At 68.8% G+C, this 14723-nt stretch carries 15 protein-coding genes; 6 read left to right on the top strand and 9 right to left on the bottom strand.

The window, feature by feature from the left end:
• Nucleotides 1-40 precede the first annotated feature (40 nt).
• Nucleotides 41-190, bottom strand: a complete 150-nt coding sequence (locus ABIC65_RS16025) for a hypothetical protein (RefSeq protein ID WP_183049347.1) — start codon at nucleotides 188-190, stop codon at nucleotides 41-43.
• A gap of 229 nt (nucleotides 191-419) precedes the next feature.
• Between ABIC65_RS16025 and ABIC65_RS16030 the strand changes: the two genes are divergently transcribed.
• The gene (locus ABIC65_RS16030; RefSeq protein ID WP_354310098.1) at nucleotides 420-1514 is read left to right on the top strand and encodes a Zn-dependent alcohol dehydrogenase; all 1095 of its coding nucleotides are present in this window, start codon (nucleotides 420-422) and stop codon (nucleotides 1512-1514) included.
• Nucleotides 1515-1904: 390 nt separating this feature from the next.
• Here ABIC65_RS16030 and ABIC65_RS16035 read toward each other — a convergent pair whose 3' ends face one another.
• Nucleotides 1905-2276, bottom strand: a complete 372-nt coding sequence (locus ABIC65_RS16035; RefSeq protein WP_354310099.1) for a response regulator transcription factor — start codon at nucleotides 2274-2276, stop codon at nucleotides 1905-1907.
• 217 nt (nucleotides 2277-2493) lie between these two features.
• On the opposite strand from ABIC65_RS16035, the gene ABIC65_RS16040 reads away from it, so the two are divergent.
• Together ABIC65_RS16040 and ABIC65_RS16045 are read left to right on the top strand one after the other, a co-directional pair.
• The gene (locus ABIC65_RS16040; RefSeq protein WP_354310100.1) at nucleotides 2494-3921 is read left to right on the top strand and encodes an aldehyde dehydrogenase family protein; all 1428 of its coding nucleotides are present in this window, start codon (nucleotides 2494-2496) and stop codon (nucleotides 3919-3921) included.
• A gap of 3 nt (nucleotides 3922-3924) precedes the next feature.
• Nucleotides 3925-4797 carry an aldo/keto reductase gene (locus tag ABIC65_RS16045; RefSeq protein WP_354310101.1) on the top strand — a complete coding sequence of 291 codons (873 nt, stop codon included), beginning with the start codon at nucleotides 3925-3927 and terminating at the stop codon, nucleotides 4795-4797.
• Between the two features lie 43 nt (nucleotides 4798-4840).
• Here the strand turns inward: ABIC65_RS16045 and ABIC65_RS16050 are convergent, their stop codons facing one another.
• Nucleotides 4841-5182, bottom strand: a complete 342-nt coding sequence (locus tag ABIC65_RS16050; RefSeq protein ID WP_354310102.1) for a carboxymuconolactone decarboxylase family protein — start codon at nucleotides 5180-5182, stop codon at nucleotides 4841-4843.
• A gap of 187 nt (nucleotides 5183-5369) precedes the next feature.
• On the opposite strand from ABIC65_RS16050, the gene ABIC65_RS16055 reads away from it, so the two are divergent.
• Complete coding sequence (locus tag ABIC65_RS16055) at nucleotides 5370-7340, top strand: sensor histidine kinase (RefSeq protein WP_354310103.1); 1971 nt, start codon at nucleotides 5370-5372, stop codon at nucleotides 7338-7340.
• Here ABIC65_RS16055 and ABIC65_RS16060 read toward each other — a convergent pair.
• From ABIC65_RS16060 to ABIC65_RS16075, 4 genes are all read right to left on the bottom strand, one after another.
• Nucleotides 7327-7971 (bottom strand): response regulator transcription factor, encoded by a 645-nt coding sequence (locus tag ABIC65_RS16060; protein WP_354310104.1) that lies wholly within the window; start codon nucleotides 7969-7971, stop codon nucleotides 7327-7329. The genes ABIC65_RS16055 and ABIC65_RS16060 overlap by 14 nt on opposite strands.
• Before the next feature lie 119 nt (nucleotides 7972-8090).
• Entirely contained in the window at nucleotides 8091-9425 is a 1335-nt protein-coding gene (locus ABIC65_RS16065) for a c-type cytochrome (protein ID WP_354310105.1), read from the bottom strand.
• Nucleotide 9426: 1 nt separating this feature from the next.
• On the bottom strand, nucleotides 9427-11571 hold the full coding sequence (locus ABIC65_RS16070) for a xanthine dehydrogenase family protein molybdopterin-binding subunit (protein WP_354310106.1): 2145 nt from the start codon (nucleotides 11569-11571) through the stop codon (nucleotides 9427-9429).
• The gene (locus tag ABIC65_RS16075) at nucleotides 11568-12029 is read right to left on the bottom strand and encodes a (2Fe-2S)-binding protein (RefSeq protein WP_354310107.1); all 462 of its coding nucleotides are present in this window, start codon (nucleotides 12027-12029) and stop codon (nucleotides 11568-11570) included. Before ABIC65_RS16075 ends, ABIC65_RS16070 begins: the two co-directional genes overlap by 4 nt.
• Before the next feature lie 173 nt (nucleotides 12030-12202).
• Here ABIC65_RS16075 and ABIC65_RS16080 point away from each other — a divergent pair, with 173 nt between their 5' ends.
• Nucleotides 12203-12613: a hypothetical protein gene (locus tag ABIC65_RS16080; protein ID WP_354310108.1), complete on the top strand. Its 411-nt coding sequence runs from the start codon at nucleotides 12203-12205 to the stop codon at nucleotides 12611-12613.
• Nucleotides 12610-13233, top strand: a complete 624-nt coding sequence (locus ABIC65_RS16085; RefSeq protein ID WP_354310109.1) for a glutathione S-transferase N-terminal domain-containing protein — start codon at nucleotides 12610-12612, stop codon at nucleotides 13231-13233. Before ABIC65_RS16080 ends, ABIC65_RS16085 begins: the two co-directional genes overlap by 4 nt.
• Here ABIC65_RS16085 and ABIC65_RS16090 read toward each other — a convergent pair.
• The gene (locus tag ABIC65_RS16090) at nucleotides 13217-13471 is read right to left on the bottom strand and encodes a hypothetical protein (protein WP_354310110.1); all 255 of its coding nucleotides are present in this window, start codon (nucleotides 13469-13471) and stop codon (nucleotides 13217-13219) included. The two genes, ABIC65_RS16085 and ABIC65_RS16090, sit on opposite strands and share 17 nt — an antisense overlap.
• A gap of 217 nt (nucleotides 13472-13688) precedes the next feature.
• Nucleotides 13689-14642: a GlxA family transcriptional regulator gene (locus tag ABIC65_RS16095; protein ID WP_354310111.1), complete on the bottom strand. Its 954-nt coding sequence runs from the start codon at nucleotides 14640-14642 to the stop codon at nucleotides 13689-13691.
• Nucleotides 14643-14723 lie beyond the last annotated feature (81 nt).

Consider the following 14723-nt stretch of genomic DNA (forward strand, 5'->3'; position numbering starts at 1 on the left):
CGGTTTCCCCAAAGCTTAGGGGCGGGGGACCGAGGCGCCATCATACGCCGGTAGGAGCGGCGGCCCGCGGGGCGGGGGGCTCGTCGAACGGCATCGCCTGGGCGCGGCGCGGGCTGCGCGGCTGGGGGCTGTCGAGCAGGATGCGTACCGCCCAGGGGCGGCCGGCATTGCGGGCATAGTTGACGCGCATCGTTCGGTCTCCTCAAGTGTTGCACCCATAAGCCCCAGGCCGGGCGATCGCTCCATTCTACGCATGGCGTGGCGGCGCCATACGTGCGTTTAGGTTAGCGCGCCGGGGGGCGGTTTCCCGCGATCCATACCGCGGTGGAGGGGACGGGATACGCACGCCTGATGGCGGCCCGGCATGGCAGCACGCACAAGTACCTCGCTGATTTCCCGCCTACCAGAAGGACTTCGCCATGAAGGCTGCCATCCTCAACGCCAATGAAGGCCGCTTCGACATCGAGCAGGTCGCGATCGATACGCCCAAGGGCCATGAGGTCCTGGTGGACGTGAAGGCCGCCGGCCTCTGCCATTCCGACCTGCATCTGGCCGAGGCCAATTACGGCACGCCGCTGCCCGCCGTGCTCGGGCACGAGCTGGCCGGGGTGGTCAAGGCGCTGGGTTCGGACGTGACCGACTTCGAGGTCGGCGACCATGTCGTCGCATCGCTGGTGCAGTTCTGCGGCCATTGCTTCCCGTGCCTCGACGGTCGCACCTATCAGTGCGACCATCCCGAGGAGACGATGCGCCCGGCCGAGCAGGGCCAGCGGCTGACCCGCGCCGCCGACGGCGCGCCGGTCTATCCCGGCTTCGGCACCGCGGCCTTTGCAGAGATGGCGCTGATCCACCAGAACCAGCTGGTGAAGGTGCCCAAGGAACTTCCCTTCCCGCAGGCCTCGCTGCTCGGCTGCAGCGTGATCACCGGCGCGGGTGCGGCGATCAACACCGCGCAGGTCCGCCCCGGCGACAGCGTGGTGGTGATCGGCGCGGGCGGCGTGGGGCTGAACGCGATCGCCGGTGCCAAGCTGGCCGGCGCGGCACACATCATCGCCATCGACGCCCAGCCGCAGAAGGAGGCGCTTGCCCGCAAGTTCGGCGCGACCGACTTCATCGACGCGCACGCGACCAACGCGCTGGAGGCGGTGCGCACGCAATTCCCCGGCGGCGTCGACCATGCCTTCGAGATCATTGGGCTGGTGCCCACGTCCGAACAGGCGGTGGCGATGGTCCGCAAGGGCGGCGGCGCCTATCTGATCGGGCTGCACCGGCCGGGCGTGAACATGGCGGTTTCCGGGCTTGACCTGATCGTCCGCCAGGTGGAGCTGCGCGGCGTCTACATGGGATCGAGCAACATCAAGCGCGACATCCCGATGTTCGCCGAGCTGTACCTGCAGGGGCGCTACAATCTCGATGATCTGGTCTCGCGCGAGGTGAACATCGCCGAGATCAACGAAGCCTATGAGGATCTGAAGCACGGCGCCGTCGCGCGCACGGTGATCACTTCGTTCTGAAGGTTCGCGACGCGCTCCGGCGCGTCCGGCGCTTCGCCGCCCGGTGACGTTCCCCAGCTCGCATCCCACCCCCTGTTCCAAGCAGGAAAGCAGCGGGTTTCCAGGGAGCGGCCACCGGGCGGCGGAGATGCGGCGGCCTTCCGCCCGGTTTCTGCCATCGTCTTCCTGAAAGGCCCGCAGGCGAACGGCATCGCCTGCGGGCCTTTCTCGTGCGCGTGGGGTCACCGACCTGGGCTGCTATCGCTTGCGCAGAATCGGGTGAGGTTGTCGGGCGGCGGGGGGGCAGGGGGGCAATGCCGCCCGACCCCTTCTATGTACCGCGCCGCGCGGCGTGACGTCAGTATACGGAGGTATCCGCTAACCCATCCTGGGGTAAGTCGGCCCCATCCTTCAATGCGGGGGAAGTACCGCCTCGACACAGCCGAGCAACTCCATCGGATCGAACGGCTTGGCCAGGACGCAGCTAACGCCGAGGGCCTCGGCGCTTCGCCGGACCGAGTCGGTCGCATAGGCGGAGATCAGGATGATCGGCGTGGTCACCGCCTCCGAACGGAGATGGCGGGAAAGCTCGATGCCGGTCATGCCGGGCATCTGGATGTCGCTGACGATGCACTGGCACTTCTCGGCCACCGCCGCGCGCAGGAAATCGCCGGCGCAGCCAAAGGCGCGCGTGCGCAGGCCGCTGCTCTCGAAAAGGTCGGCCAACGCCTCGCGCACGCCGGCATCGTCGTCAACGATGGAGACGAGCGGGGCGTCATTCACGCGCAAGGCCTTCTTGCCGATAGTTCACTCCGTCACCTCTCGGTCCTTCCTGCTGCTGCACAAGCCATACTCGGGTATGCGGAGAAGGGTTCCTGCGCATCAAAGCGAACATGCCCCCTCTCCCCGTGTCCTTCGCATACTGGCGTAGGGCTACCCGCCGACCGGGCCGACGTACCAGATCGGGGCTCCCCGTTTCGATTTTTTTGGGAGCCTTCCAATGTCCGACATCGACCCCGCCGCCGCCCGCCACTTGCTGATCGACGGCAAGCTCGTGCCCGGCGATGCGCAGCTGGACGTCGTAGACCCCACTACCGGCGCGGTGTTCGCCCAGGCACCACGCGCCAGCGCCGCCCAGGCCGAGCAGGCGATCGCCGCCGCCAAGGCGGCCCAGCCGGCCTGGGAGGCGCTCGGCTATGACGGCCGCAAGCCCTATCTCCACGCGCTGGCCGACGCGATCGATGCGCGGGTGGACGAACTCGCCACGGTGCTGACCCGCGAGCGCGGCGGCCCGATCGCCGAATGCCGCCGCGAAGTGGGCATCGCCGCGGGCGCGATCCGCCACTTCGCCGACCAGCGGCTGGAGGACGAGGTCCGCCGCGATACCGAGGCGGAGCTGATCGTCGGCCAGCGCTATGCCCAGGGCGTGGTGGTGGCGATCACGCCGTGGAACCGGCCGATGACGCTGCTATCGTTCAAGCTCGGCCCGGCGCTGATCACCGGCAACACGGTCATCTCCAAGCCTGCGCCGACCACCCCGCTCGCCACGCTGCTGCTCGGCGAAATCGCCAGCACCATCCTGCCGCCGGGCGTGTTCCAGACGCTGACCGACGCCAATGATCTCGGCCCGCTGCTGACCAGCCATCCGGACGTCGCGCATGTCAGCTTCACCGGGTCGACGCCCACCGGCAAGAAGGTGCTGACCAGCGCGGCCGGCACGATGAAGCGATTCACCCTGGAGCTGGGCGGTAACGACGCCGCGATCATCCTCGACGATGCCGATCTCGACGTGGTGCTGCCGCGGATCTTCGCCGCCGCGATGATCAACGCGGGCCAGGTCTGCTATGCCGCCAAGCGCATCTATGCGCCGGCCGCGATGCTCGATGCGGTGAGCGAGGGGCTGGCGGCGCTTGCCCGTGCGGCAGTCCTGGGCGACGGGCTCGATCCCGTCACGACGATCGGCCCGGTGCAGAACAAGATGCAGTTCGAGAAGGTGCTGGGCTATATCGAGAGCGCGCGCGACGAGGGCGGCACGATCCTCAGCGGCGGCGAGGCGCTGGGCCGCGGCTATTTCATCGCGCCGACGATCGTGCGCGACCTAGCGCTTACCGCCAGGCTGGTGCGCGAGGAACAGTTCGGCCCGGCGCTGCCGGTGCTCGGCTACGAGACCGTGGAAGACGTGATCGCCGAGGCGAACAACAGCGAGTTCGGCCTGGGCGGATCGATCTGGACCGGCGACGTGGCGCGCGGAATCGCGGTCGCCTCGCGGATCCAGAGCGGCACGGTATGGGTCAACCGCCACATGTCGCTGCCCTATGACGTGCCGTTCGGCGGCGCGAAGGAATCCGGCCTGGGCCTGCAGAACGGGCAGGAGGGCATGGAAGACTTCACCCAGCTCCGCATCGTCAACGTCGCAAGGAGCTTTTGAGCAATGACCGAGACCCGTACGCCGGATGCACGCACGTCCGGCACCTTCGCGATCGGCGGCGACATGGAGGTCGTCCGCCTCGGTTACGGCGCGATGCGGATCGCCGGCCCGGGTGTATGGGGCCCGCCGCGCGACCGCGACGCGGTGCTCGCGACGCTCCGCCGCCTGCCCGAGCTGGGCGTGAACTTCATCGACACGGCCGATTCCTACGGGCCCGACGTGTCCGAGCCGCTGATCCGCGAGGCGCTGCATCCCTATGACGGGCTGTTCGTCGCGACCAAGGCCGGGCTCAAGCGGCCGGGGCCGGACCAATGGGCGCCGCATGGCGATCCCGACTATCTGGTATCGCAGGCACATCGTAGCCGCGCGCTGCTCGGGGTCGAGCGCATCGACCTCTGGCAGCTCCATCGCATCGATCCCAAGGTGCCGGCGGGCGAGCAGTTCGATGCGATCGCGCGGCTGCTGGCCGAGGGCGTGATCCGTCACGCTGGCCTTAGCCAGGTGACGGTCGAGGAGATCGAGGCGGCGCGCGCGGTGTTCCCGGTGGCGACGGTGCAGAACCGCTACAATCTGGGCGATCGCAGCAGCGAGGACGTGCTCGCCTATTGCGAGCGGGAGGGGATCGGCTTCATCCCCTGGTATCCGCTGTCGGCAGGGCGGCTGACCGAGAAGGGATCGGTGCTCGATCGCATCGCGCACGAACACGGCGCGACGCCGGGGCAGATCGCACTGGCCTGGCTGCTCCAGCGCAGCCCGGTGATGCTGCCGATCCCGGGGACGGGCCAGGTGCACCATCTGGAGGAAAATGTCGCCGCGGCCGGTATCCGGCTGAGCGACGACGCCTTTGCCGAGCTGGACGCTGCCGGCCGGGCATGAACGGCGGCGCCCCCCTCCCCGTGGGAAGGGGGCGCGTGGCGTATCATTCGTGGTCCGAATACGCATCCATCGCGCGCGTCGAATAGACCAGCGCCGCGCCCGCATTCAGGCTGATCGCCACGCCGAGCGCTTCGGCCAACTCCTCCGGGGTCGCGCCGGCCTTGCGCGCGGCATCGGTGTGGACGGTGATGCAGCCGTCGCAGCGCAGGCTGACGGCGCAGGCCACCGCGATCAGCTCGCGGGTCTTCTGGTCGAGATGCCCGGTCTTCGCGCCCGCGCCGCCCAGCGTGGCATAGCCGCGCACCGTGTCCGGCGTGAGCTTGCCGAGACCGCCGACGCCGGTCAGTACCTGCTCGCGATAGCCGTTCCAATCCATCATGTGCATGATTTTTCTCCAAATTTCTGCCCGTTGCGGGCGAGCAACGGTGTAGCAGGGGCGGGGGGCGGGGCCGTCCTAGACGGGGGTATGGCGGGAGGTGGCGGCGGCGCACCTACCCCGGTATAGGATGGTCCCAGCGATGGCTGTGCCAACGTCCCGGTGGGCAACCGCCCGAGCCACGAGCAGGAGCCATATGACCGCGAACGGGACCAGAGTGGCGCTGCGGACCGCCGCCGTCGCTTTGGCGGCCATGGTGTTCTGGTGCGATTCCATCGCCGAAATCGACGCGTCGATCGCCATCCTCTACCTTCTCGTGCCGATGCTCATCGCGTCGGCGGGCGACGAGGGAGAGATTTGGCTGGCGACAGGCGGCTGCATCGTGCTGGCGCTGCTCTCCTGGTGCCTCGTCCATGGCGCTGCGCCGGATTCCGGCAATGTCCTGCGCGTGCTGTTCGCCTGCGTAGCGATCGGCGTTACCGGTGCGCTGCTGGTCAGCCACCAGCGGCTGGCGGCCGTGCGCGAGGCGCTGGAGATCAGCCGGCGCGAGATGGAGCATTTCGCCGATTCGGTGCCGCAGATCCTATGGCGCTCGACGCCCGACGGCCGGATCGACTTCTTCAATCGGGCGTATGCAGACCTTACCGGCCGCAGCATTGCCGACGCCATTGCAACGCAGGACTGGACGCCCGATCTCTACCCCGAAGAGGCGCCGGCGTTCCTGGCCCATGTCGGCGCATGCTTCGAAGCCGGCGCGGACATCCGTGTTACCTACCGCCTGCGACACGCCAGTGGTCAATATCGCTGGATGCTGATTTCCGCTCGTGCGGTGCGGGACGCGAACGGACAGGTGCTCGCCTATTACGGCAGCAACACCGACGTGCACGATCAGGTGACGATGCAGGAGCAGGTGCGGGAGCTGAACGCGACGCTCGAAACCCTCGTTGCCGAGCGCACCGCCGCGCTGACCAAGGAGCAGGTGCGCAACTCCAGCCTGTTCGAGCTGAGCAGCATCAGCTTTGCCGAGATGGACTTCGGCGCGACCCTGCCGATCCTGGAGGACCTGCGCCGCGCCGGGGTGCGCGACCTGCGCGCCTATTTTGCCGACCATCCGGACGAACTCGCGCATTGCCTCGGCCTGATCCGCACCACCCGCGTCAACACGGCGCTGGCCAGGCTGATGGGCTATGCCGATCTCACCGAACTGGCCGCGAAGCCGCCGGCCGAGAATGCGGAGGACGGGCCGGAGGTGCAGCTCCAGCAGCTGGAGATGATCTATGCCGGCGAAACGACGCTGAACGGCCATACCGTGCTGATCGGCAAGGACGGGCTTCGGGTTCCCGTCTACTTCTCGGTCAGCACGCTGGGCGACGGGCTGCACCTGTCGAGCCTGGTCGATCTCACCGAGCGCGAGCGGATCGAGGAACTTCGCCGCGGGGCGCAGGCCGAGCTGGCACGCGCCAACCGTGCCGCGACTCTGGGCGCCTATTCCGCATCGATCGCGCATGAACTCAACCAGCCGGTCGCCTCGCTGCTGATGGACGCGCGCACCGGTCTGCGCACGCTGCAGGGGGACGCCCCTAACCCGGAACTCGCCGCACGGGTGCTGGAACGGATCAACCAGGCGGCCCAGCGCATCGCCGCGATCATCGCGCGCGCGCGGGACACCATCGTCGCGGGCGACCGGCCCGCCGAGCCCGTGGACCTCTGCGCGCTCGCGTCCGAACTGCGCGAACTGCTCGAGCGGCAGCTGCGCGCCGCGCGGGCGACGATCGAGGTGACCTGCGCGGAGGGGACGCCCCTGGTGCTCGCCGATCGGGTCAATCTGCAGCAGGTCCTCGTCAACCTCGTCAGCAACGCTGCCGATGCCCTGCGCGACAGCAATGGCGTGCGCCGCATCCTGGTGTCGGTCCAGCCCGTGGCGGAGGGCGTCGAAGTGTGCGTGGAGGATACCGGCCCGGGGATCGCCGAGGCCCATCTCGACAAGCTGTTCCAGCCCTTCTTCACCACCAAGGCGGGCGGGATCGGCATGGGCCTGCAGATCTGCCGATCGATCGTCGACGGCATGGGCGGGCGACTGGAGGCGGGGAACCGACCGGAAGGCGGGGCAAGGTTCCGCTTCGTCCTCGTCGCGGCGGACGAGGCGCAGGCGATCAGCGCAGGTTGAGCGCGCGAACCTTCTGGATCATGTCGGCGACGGTGGTCGCCTTGAGCTTCCGGAAGGCGCTGCTGCGGTGCATCTTCACGGTGATCTCGGCGATGCCGAGCTCATAGGCGATCTGCTTGTTGAGCAGGCCGCGGTCGACCGCCTTGAGCACGTCCAGCTCGCGCGGGGTGAGCCGCTCGGCGAGCTTGCGCAGCTCGGCAGTACCGGCATCGGCGGCGCGCTGCTCGGCATCGGTGCGCAGCGCCTCGGCCACGGCATCCAGAAGCTCCTGGTCGCGGAACGGCTTGGGCAGGAAGTTCACCGCCCCCAGTTTCATCGCGCGTACCGACATCGGTACGTCGGCATGGCCGGTGATGAAGATGATGGGGATTCGCAGGCCCTGGTCGTTCATGCGGCGCTGGAGATCGAGGCCGCTTTCCTCGGGCATCCGCACGTCGAGCACGAGGCAGCTCGGCACGTCGCGGCGCGGCGCGTCGAGAAAGGCGCGGGTGGAGGGGAAGGCTTCGGCGTGGAGCCCCACCGAGCCGAACAGATCGACCAGCGCCTCGCGGATCATCGCATCGTCGTCGACGACGAAGATCTGACTATCGGCCAGTACAGGTTCGGCGTGTTCTTCTCGCAATGCCAGCATTCCCATTCTCCTGCTGGAGCGAACCGAAGCGGCACGGCGCAGCAACGGACCGTAACATACCGCACGCGTCGCCATCCGTAAAATCCCACGCGCCCCTACCGGAGTATGGGGGGGCGGGCTTATTCGGCCCGCAGCTTGCCCACTTCCTTCGGTGCGATCTTGGACGGCATCGTGCCGAAGCGTGCGGTCACGTAATTGGCGACGGCGGCGATCTCGGTGTCGCTATAGCTGTGCGCGAAGCCGGGCATATAGGGCCGGCCGGCGGTCTGCGGGCCGGTGCCCTGCAGCACCATCAGCGCCACGTTCGCCGCGGTGGGATCGCTGACCGCCTTCTTGGCGGTGAGCTGGGCATCGGCGGTGAGCGAGCCCTTGCCGCTCCACGCATGGCAGCTGACGCAGGCCTGCTCGAACACCCGCTTGCCGATCGGATTGTCGGTCGGGCCCTGTGCGTGCGAGGCGGCTGCAAAGGCCGCGGGCGCCCCCAGGCGTGCGCTGTGGATCGGCGGGATGGTCTGCAGATAGGTGGCGATGGCGGCGATGTCGCCCTTGGTTAGCTTCGAGAAGCTGAGGTCGACCGCCTCGCGCATCGGGCCCGAGGCGACGCTGCGGCCATTCGCATGGCCCGTGGCGAGATAGGATTCGATCTCCGGCTTGCTCCACGCGCCGATGCCGGTCGTGCGATCGCTGGTGATGTTGTAGGCATTCCAGCCCTCGGCGACGCCGCCGGCGAACTTCTGGCGCGTGTTCATCGCCTGCGCCAGGGTGCGCGGGGTGTGGCACTCGCCGCAATGCGCCGGGCCTTCCACCAGATACGCGCCGCGATTCCATTCCGGGCTGCGCTCGGCGATCGCCTCGAAGCGCTTGTCCCTGTTGAAGAAATATCCCCAGAAGCCCATCAGCCAGCGCTGATTGTAGGGAAAGTGGAACGTGTTGGGCAGGTTGGCCTGTCGCACCGGCTGGAGCGAGAAGAGATAGGCCTTGATCGCCAGCACGTCCGCATCCGGCATCAGCGAGTAGGAGGCATAGGGGAAGGCCGGGTAGAGCCGCGTGCCGTCCGCCGAAATGCCCTGGTGCACGGCGCGGAGGAACTGCGCGTCGGTCCAGTTGCCGATGCCGGTTTCCTTGTCGGGCGTGATGTTGGGCGTGTAGAGCGTGCCGAAGGGCAGCTTGAACGGCCGGCCGCCCGCGAACGGCGTGCCGCCCTTGGTGGTGTGGCAGGCGCGGCAATCGGCCGCGTCGGTCAGGTAGCGGCCCTTCTCGATCAGGCTGGCATTGGCCAGCTCGGCCGGCACGCCGACGGGCGAGGGGCCCTTATAGTCTGCCAGCGCGACCTTGGTGCCGCCCGCGAAATCGAGCGGGCCGGGAAGGAACAGCATGCGGCCGGCGATGCCGCCGCCGCCGATCACCACGGCAGCGCCCACGAGCAGGGCGATGGTGCGGGTGCGGATCGCCATGTCAGGCCTTTCGTGCGATGAGAGTGGGGTCGATCGGCATGCGGGTCAGCTGCACGCCCGTCGCGGCATAGACCGCGTTGGCCACCGCCGGCTGCACGCTCACCGTGCCCGGCTCGCCGATGCCGCCCGGCGCCTCGGCGCTGGGGACCAGATGCACCTCGATCTGCGGCATCTCGTCGATGCGCAGCACGCGGTAATCGTGGAAGTTGCTCTGCTGCACGCGGCCCTTTTCCAGCGTGATCTGCTGGTGGAGCACGGCGGACAGGCCGAACACATGGCCGCCTTGGATCTGCGAGATCACCCCGTCCGGGTTGACGGTGACGCCGCAGTCCACCGCGGTCACCACGCGCTGCACCCGCACCGTCCCGTCATCCGCCACGGCGACCTCGGCGATCGTCGCGAGATAGCTGCCGAACGCAAATTGCAGGCAAATGCCGCGCCCCGAGCGCGCCGGCAGCGGCGTGCCCCAGCCGGCCTTCTCGGCGGCAAGATCGAGCACATGGCGTGCCCGGCCCTTGGGATCGGTGAGGCTGCGGCGATAGTCGAGTGGATCCTTGCCCGCCTTGTTCGCGAGCAGGTCGACGAAGCTCTCCGTGGAGAAGACGTTGTTGTTCGGCCCGACGCCACGCCAGAAGCAGGTCTGGACGCCCACCGGCTCGTGGCGGACATAGCTGACGGTCAGGTCGGGCAGGACATAGGGCGTCTCCGCCGCAGCGTCGATCGCGTCGATGTCGATGCCACCAGTGAAGGCGGGCGGCAGGAAGCGCGCGATCACCGCCGGACCGACGACCTTGTGCGACAGCGCCACGGGCATGCCCTTGTCGATCCGGGCGGCCATCCAGCTGCCATAGACCGAGCGATACATCGCCTTCTGGATGTCTTCCTCGCGGGTCCAGACGATCTTGACCGGCCCGTCCACCCTCTGCGCGACGCGCACGGCCTTCTCGACCATGTCGACCTCGAGCCGCCGGCCGAAGCCGCCGCCGATCAGGTGGTTGTTGACCGTTACCGCCTCGGGCGCGAGGCCGAGCACCTTGGCGGCGATGCGCTGCGCCATGGTGCTGACCTGGGTGCCGACCCACAGCTCGCAGGCGCCGGGCTTCACGTGCACGGTGCAGTTCATCGGCTCCATCGGCGCATGGGCGAGCATCGGGATCTCGTAGCGCGCGGAAATCACGTCGGCGGCGGTTGCGTCGACCGCCGTTCCCGGCTTGGCCGTCACGCCGGGCTGGGCGGCGGCGGCCTGCAGGCCCTGCCACAGCGTTTCGGTGGAGACGGCGGCGTTGGCCCCGTCGTTCCAGGTGATGGCGAGGGCATCGAGTCCCTGCTTGGCCGCCCACATATGGTCCCCGACCACCGCGACGATATCGTCGAGCACGATGATCTGGCGGACGCCCGGAAGCGCCTTTGCCTGGCTATCGTCGACATGCGCGACCTTGCCGCCCAGCACCGGGCTGGCGCAAAGCGTGGCAAACTTTACGCCCTCGGGCATCGCGTCGATGCCGTATTGCAGGCTGCCGTCGACCTTGTGCGGGGTGTCCAGCCGGTGGTGGGGCTTGCCGACCAGGCGGAACGCCTTCGGGTCCTTCAGCACCGGCTCGGCCGGTGGCTTGAGCCGGGCTGCAGCAGCGGCGACTGCGCCGTAGCCGATCGAACGGCCGCTGGCGGTATGGTGGACCTGCCCGTTCTCCGTGGTGCAGCTTGCCGGATCGACGCTCCAGCGGGCAGCGGCTGCCTGCACCAGCATCGCGCGTGCGGCCGCGCCGGCCTTGCGCATCGGCAGGAAATAGGCCCGCACCGAGGTGGAGCCGCCGGTCATCTGAACCTTGAAGATCGGGTTGCCGTAGAGCGCGTCGCTGGGCGGCGCCTCGGCAAGCGTCACCGTGGCGAGATCGACGTCCAGCTCCTCGGCGATCAGCATGGCGAGCGTGGTGTAGATGCCCTGGCCCATCTCGACCTGGGGCATGATCATCGTCGTCTTGCCGTCGGTGCCGATGCGGATGAAGGCGTCGGGCGCGAAGGCAGCGGCATGCGCTTCGTCACCCGCGACGGCGAGCTGTCCGCCGGCCAGGCCGACCGCGAGGACGAAGCCGCCTGCGGCCATGCCGCGCAGCAGCTGGCGGCGGGTAGGTGCCGCGGCGTTCATGCGTGGTGCTCCGCCGCGGCCTTCTTGATGCCCTCGCGGATGCGGACATAGGTGCCGCAGCGACAGATATTGCCTGCCATCGCCGCATCGATGTCCGCATCGGTGGGGGCGGGGGTGCTGGCGATCAGCGCCGCCGCGGACATGATCTGGCCGGACTGGCAATAGCCGCACTGGATCACGTCCAGGTCCAGCCATGCCTTCTGCACGGCGGCGCCGGCGGGCGTGGCGCCGACGCCTTCCACCGTGGTGATCTTGCGCGCGCCGACCAGGCCGACCGGCAGCTGGCACGAACGCACCGGCTGGCCGTCGAGATGGACGGTGCAGGCGCCGCACTGGGCGATGCCGCAGCCGAACTTGGTGCCGGTCATGCCCAGCACGTCGCGCAGGACCCAGAGGAGCGGCACATCCGCCGTCACGTCGGCGCTGTGCGCCTCGCCGTTGATCGATAGCTCGAGCATGCGCCCCTCGAAAATGCTGGTTTGATACGCGGCCGAACCTACCTGCGCGGGCCGCCATGCGCAGCCATACGGCCGTATGCCCCCGCTTGGCCGACCGTACGATTTCGGTGCGGCGCAAAGCGAGCGATCGTGCAGCTCCAGCAACCCGCAGCCGCAGCCGGAGGAGGCGCCCGATGATGCAGAGTCCGCAGCTTCGCTTCGAAGGCCATGCCGGCCCCTATGCCGAGGCGGTGGGCCTCGCCCTCGAGGGCATCGGGCAGGACCGCGACCGTTGCGGCTTCACCCCGCTCGAATGGCTCGCCATCGCGATCGGCCAGCAGGAAGGCATCGAGGCGCGCGGCGGCCTGTTCCGGCTGGGGGCACTGCTCCGCGGCCTGTTCGGCGGGCCCCGCGTCCGGCGCATGGCGGTCGACCGGCTCGAGGTGCTGAGCCGCATCGCCGCACGCGCCCAGATCGGCGGTGCGCGCCTGGCGGACGAGGACGTCACGCTGTTCCGCCGCGCCGGCTATTCCAACGGCCAGCTTCTGTTGCTGCTCGCCAGCCTGGAACAGGCGCGGCTGCGCCATCAAGAGGAGATACCGTGAAGCTCTACACCCATCCCGGCGCGAGTTCGCTGTCGGTCCATATCCTGCTGCGCGAGACCGGCCTGCCGTTCGAGCTGGAGGTGGTGAACGTCAGCGCCAAGACCCGCGCCGACGGCAGCGACTATCGCGGCGTCGCGCCGCGCGGCATGGTGCCGCTGCTCGAACTGGACGACGGCACCAGCCTCACCGAGAATATGGTGATCGCGCAGTATATCTGCGACCGCGCCGGCCGGCACGACCTGATGCCCGAGGCCGGAACGATGGCGCGCTACCGGGTGATGGAGTGGCAGAGCTTCGTCGCCGCGGAGCTGCACAAGGGCTATATCCCGCTGCGCTGGGCGCTTTCGCCGGAAGCGATGGCCTTCGCACGGGATCGCCTGTTCAAGCGCCTCGCCATCGCCGACGCGGCGTTGGACGGGCGGCGCTATCTGACCGGCGAGACCTTCACCGCCGCCGACGCCTATCTGTTCGTGATCGCCGGCTGGGCCTATTATTTCGAGTTCGAGGTGGCCGGACTGCCCCGGATCGAACGCTTCCTTGCCGTGGTCAACCAGCGCCCCGCCGTGCAGGCGGCGATGGCAGCCGAGGGCAAGGGCCTGGTGGTCATTCCGTCTCCCTGACCGCGCGCTCGCCGCTGCGGGCGAGGAGCGCGAGGAAGATGGCGAGCACCAATCCGCTGACGATCGCGCTCATCACCGCATCCTTGAACAGCGGATAGAGGAGCCAGGCGAGCAACGCGGCCACGCAGCCCAGCACCGCGATCCGTGCCACCAGCGCCCAGCGCTGCCGGCGCTCGCGCTGCTGGCGCAGGGTGCGGGCGGCACGCTGCCGCGCGGCGATGACGGTGCGTCGCATCATGGTCTCCAAGTGGGGCGTTCGCCCAAGGGAAAGCGGAGCCATGGGTGTGCCGCCACGGGGCGGGTCCGAACAACTATCCACCGGTATGCCGCACCCTGCGCGCGGGATGGTCGTGCCGGGGTGGGATGTCGCGATACCGGCGTATGGATCGGCAAGTGTCGGCCGCGACCGGTAGATCCGGGCCATGGACGGCACCCGGATGCCCGGCCGCCGGCGTTCAGGCGGCGATCGACATGGTCGGCCGCGCCGCGCGCCGGATCACCTGCGGCGGCTGGCCGAAGGCGCGCAGGAAGGCGCGGCGCATCCGGTCGCGATCGCCGAACCCGGTCTGTTGCGCGACCACGTCGATCGAGTGGTTGGAATCCTCCATCATCGCGCGCGCCGCCTCCAGCCGCAGATGCTCCACCGCCTTGGCGGGCGACTGGCCGGTCTCGGCCTGGAACGCCCGGCTGAACTGGCGCGGACTGAGATGCGCGACCTCCGCCAGATCCTCGACGCTCAGCCGCTGGGCGAGGTTGCGCTTGGCATAGGCGAGCGCGGTCTGGATGCGATCGGACTTGGGCTCCAGCTCCAGCAGCGCGGAGAATTGCGACTGGCCCCCCGTGCGGCGGTGGTACATCACCAGCTTGCGGGCGACGCCGCGCGCCGCCTCGATGCCGATATCCTCCTCGATCAGCGCGATCGCGAGATCGATGCCCGCCGTCATCCCCGCCGAGGTCCAGACATGGCCGTCGGCGATGAAGATGCGGTCTTCCTCCACCTTGATGGCGGGAAACCGTTCCTGCAGCTCGCGGGCGCGGGCCCAGTGCGTCGTCGCGCGGCGGCCGTCGAGCAGGCCGGCCTCCGCCAGCAGGAACGCACCGGTGCAGGTCGCCGCCACGCGGCGCGCCCGTTCCGCGACGCGGCGGACGAAGGCGATCGTCTCGGCGCTCGATTCCTCCATGCCGCCGCCGATCAGCAGCAGGTCATAGTCCTCGGAGTCGAGCGCCTCGGTCATCACCGGGAAGCCGACCGAGGTCCGCACCGGACCGCCGAGCTCGGACAGCATGTGCACCGCGTAGACCGGCGCCCCCGCCTGCAGATTGGCGATCTCGAACGCCGTCGCGACCGCGAATCCCATCGGCGAGAAGCCTGGGTGAATCAGAAAACCGACCTTGCGCATAACCGTCATCCAATGTCCGAATTTGCCGTGTTTATGACATTTCGGACGGAGAACGACAAGCCTAGATATGCGGCATGGCCAGCGCGGCCT

This window comes from Sphingomonas trueperi (assembly GCF_040545665.1).
Classification (GTDB): Bacteria; Pseudomonadota; Alphaproteobacteria; order Sphingomonadales; family Sphingomonadaceae; genus Sphingomonas; species Sphingomonas trueperi_B.

Excerpts from the sequence above, each read along its gene's own strand:
- ABIC65_RS16040 (WP_354310100.1), top strand. The coding sequence starts at position 2,494 with ATGTCCGACATCGACCCCGCCGCCGCCCGCCACTTGCTGATCGACGGC.
- ABIC65_RS16080 (WP_354310108.1), top strand. The coding sequence starts at position 12,203 with ATGATGCAGAGTCCGCAGCTTCGCTTCGAAGGCCATGCCGGCCCCTAT.
- ABIC65_RS16090 (WP_354310110.1), bottom strand. The coding sequence starts at position 13,471 with ATGATGCGACGCACCGTCATCGCCGCGCGGCAGCGTGCCGCCCGCACC.
- ABIC65_RS16055 (WP_354310103.1), top strand. The coding sequence starts at position 5,370 with ATGACCGCGAACGGGACCAGAGTGGCGCTGCGGACCGCCGCCGTCGCT.
- ABIC65_RS16060 (WP_354310104.1), bottom strand. The coding sequence starts at position 7,971 with ATGCTGGCATTGCGAGAAGAACACGCCGAACCTGTACTGGCCGATAGT.
- ABIC65_RS16075 (WP_354310107.1), bottom strand. The coding sequence starts at position 12,029 with ATGCTCGAGCTATCGATCAACGGCGAGGCGCACAGCGCCGACGTGACG.
- ABIC65_RS16045 (WP_354310101.1), top strand. The coding sequence starts at position 3,925 with ATGACCGAGACCCGTACGCCGGATGCACGCACGTCCGGCACCTTCGCG.
- ABIC65_RS16070 (WP_354310106.1), bottom strand. The coding sequence starts at position 11,571 with ATGAACGCCGCGGCACCTACCCGCCGCCAGCTGCTGCGCGGCATGGCC.
- ABIC65_RS16065 (WP_354310105.1), bottom strand. The coding sequence starts at position 9,425 with ATGGCGATCCGCACCCGCACCATCGCCCTGCTCGTGGGCGCTGCCGTG.
- ABIC65_RS16025 (WP_183049347.1), bottom strand. The coding sequence starts at position 190 with ATGCGCGTCAACTATGCCCGCAATGCCGGCCGCCCCTGGGCGGTACGC.
- ABIC65_RS16030 (WP_354310098.1), top strand. The coding sequence starts at position 420 with ATGAAGGCTGCCATCCTCAACGCCAATGAAGGCCGCTTCGACATCGAG.
- ABIC65_RS16050 (WP_354310102.1), bottom strand. The coding sequence starts at position 5,182 with ATGCACATGATGGATTGGAACGGCTATCGCGAGCAGGTACTGACCGGC.
- ABIC65_RS16095 (WP_354310111.1), bottom strand. The coding sequence starts at position 14,642 with ATGACGGTTATGCGCAAGGTCGGTTTTCTGATTCACCCAGGCTTCTCG.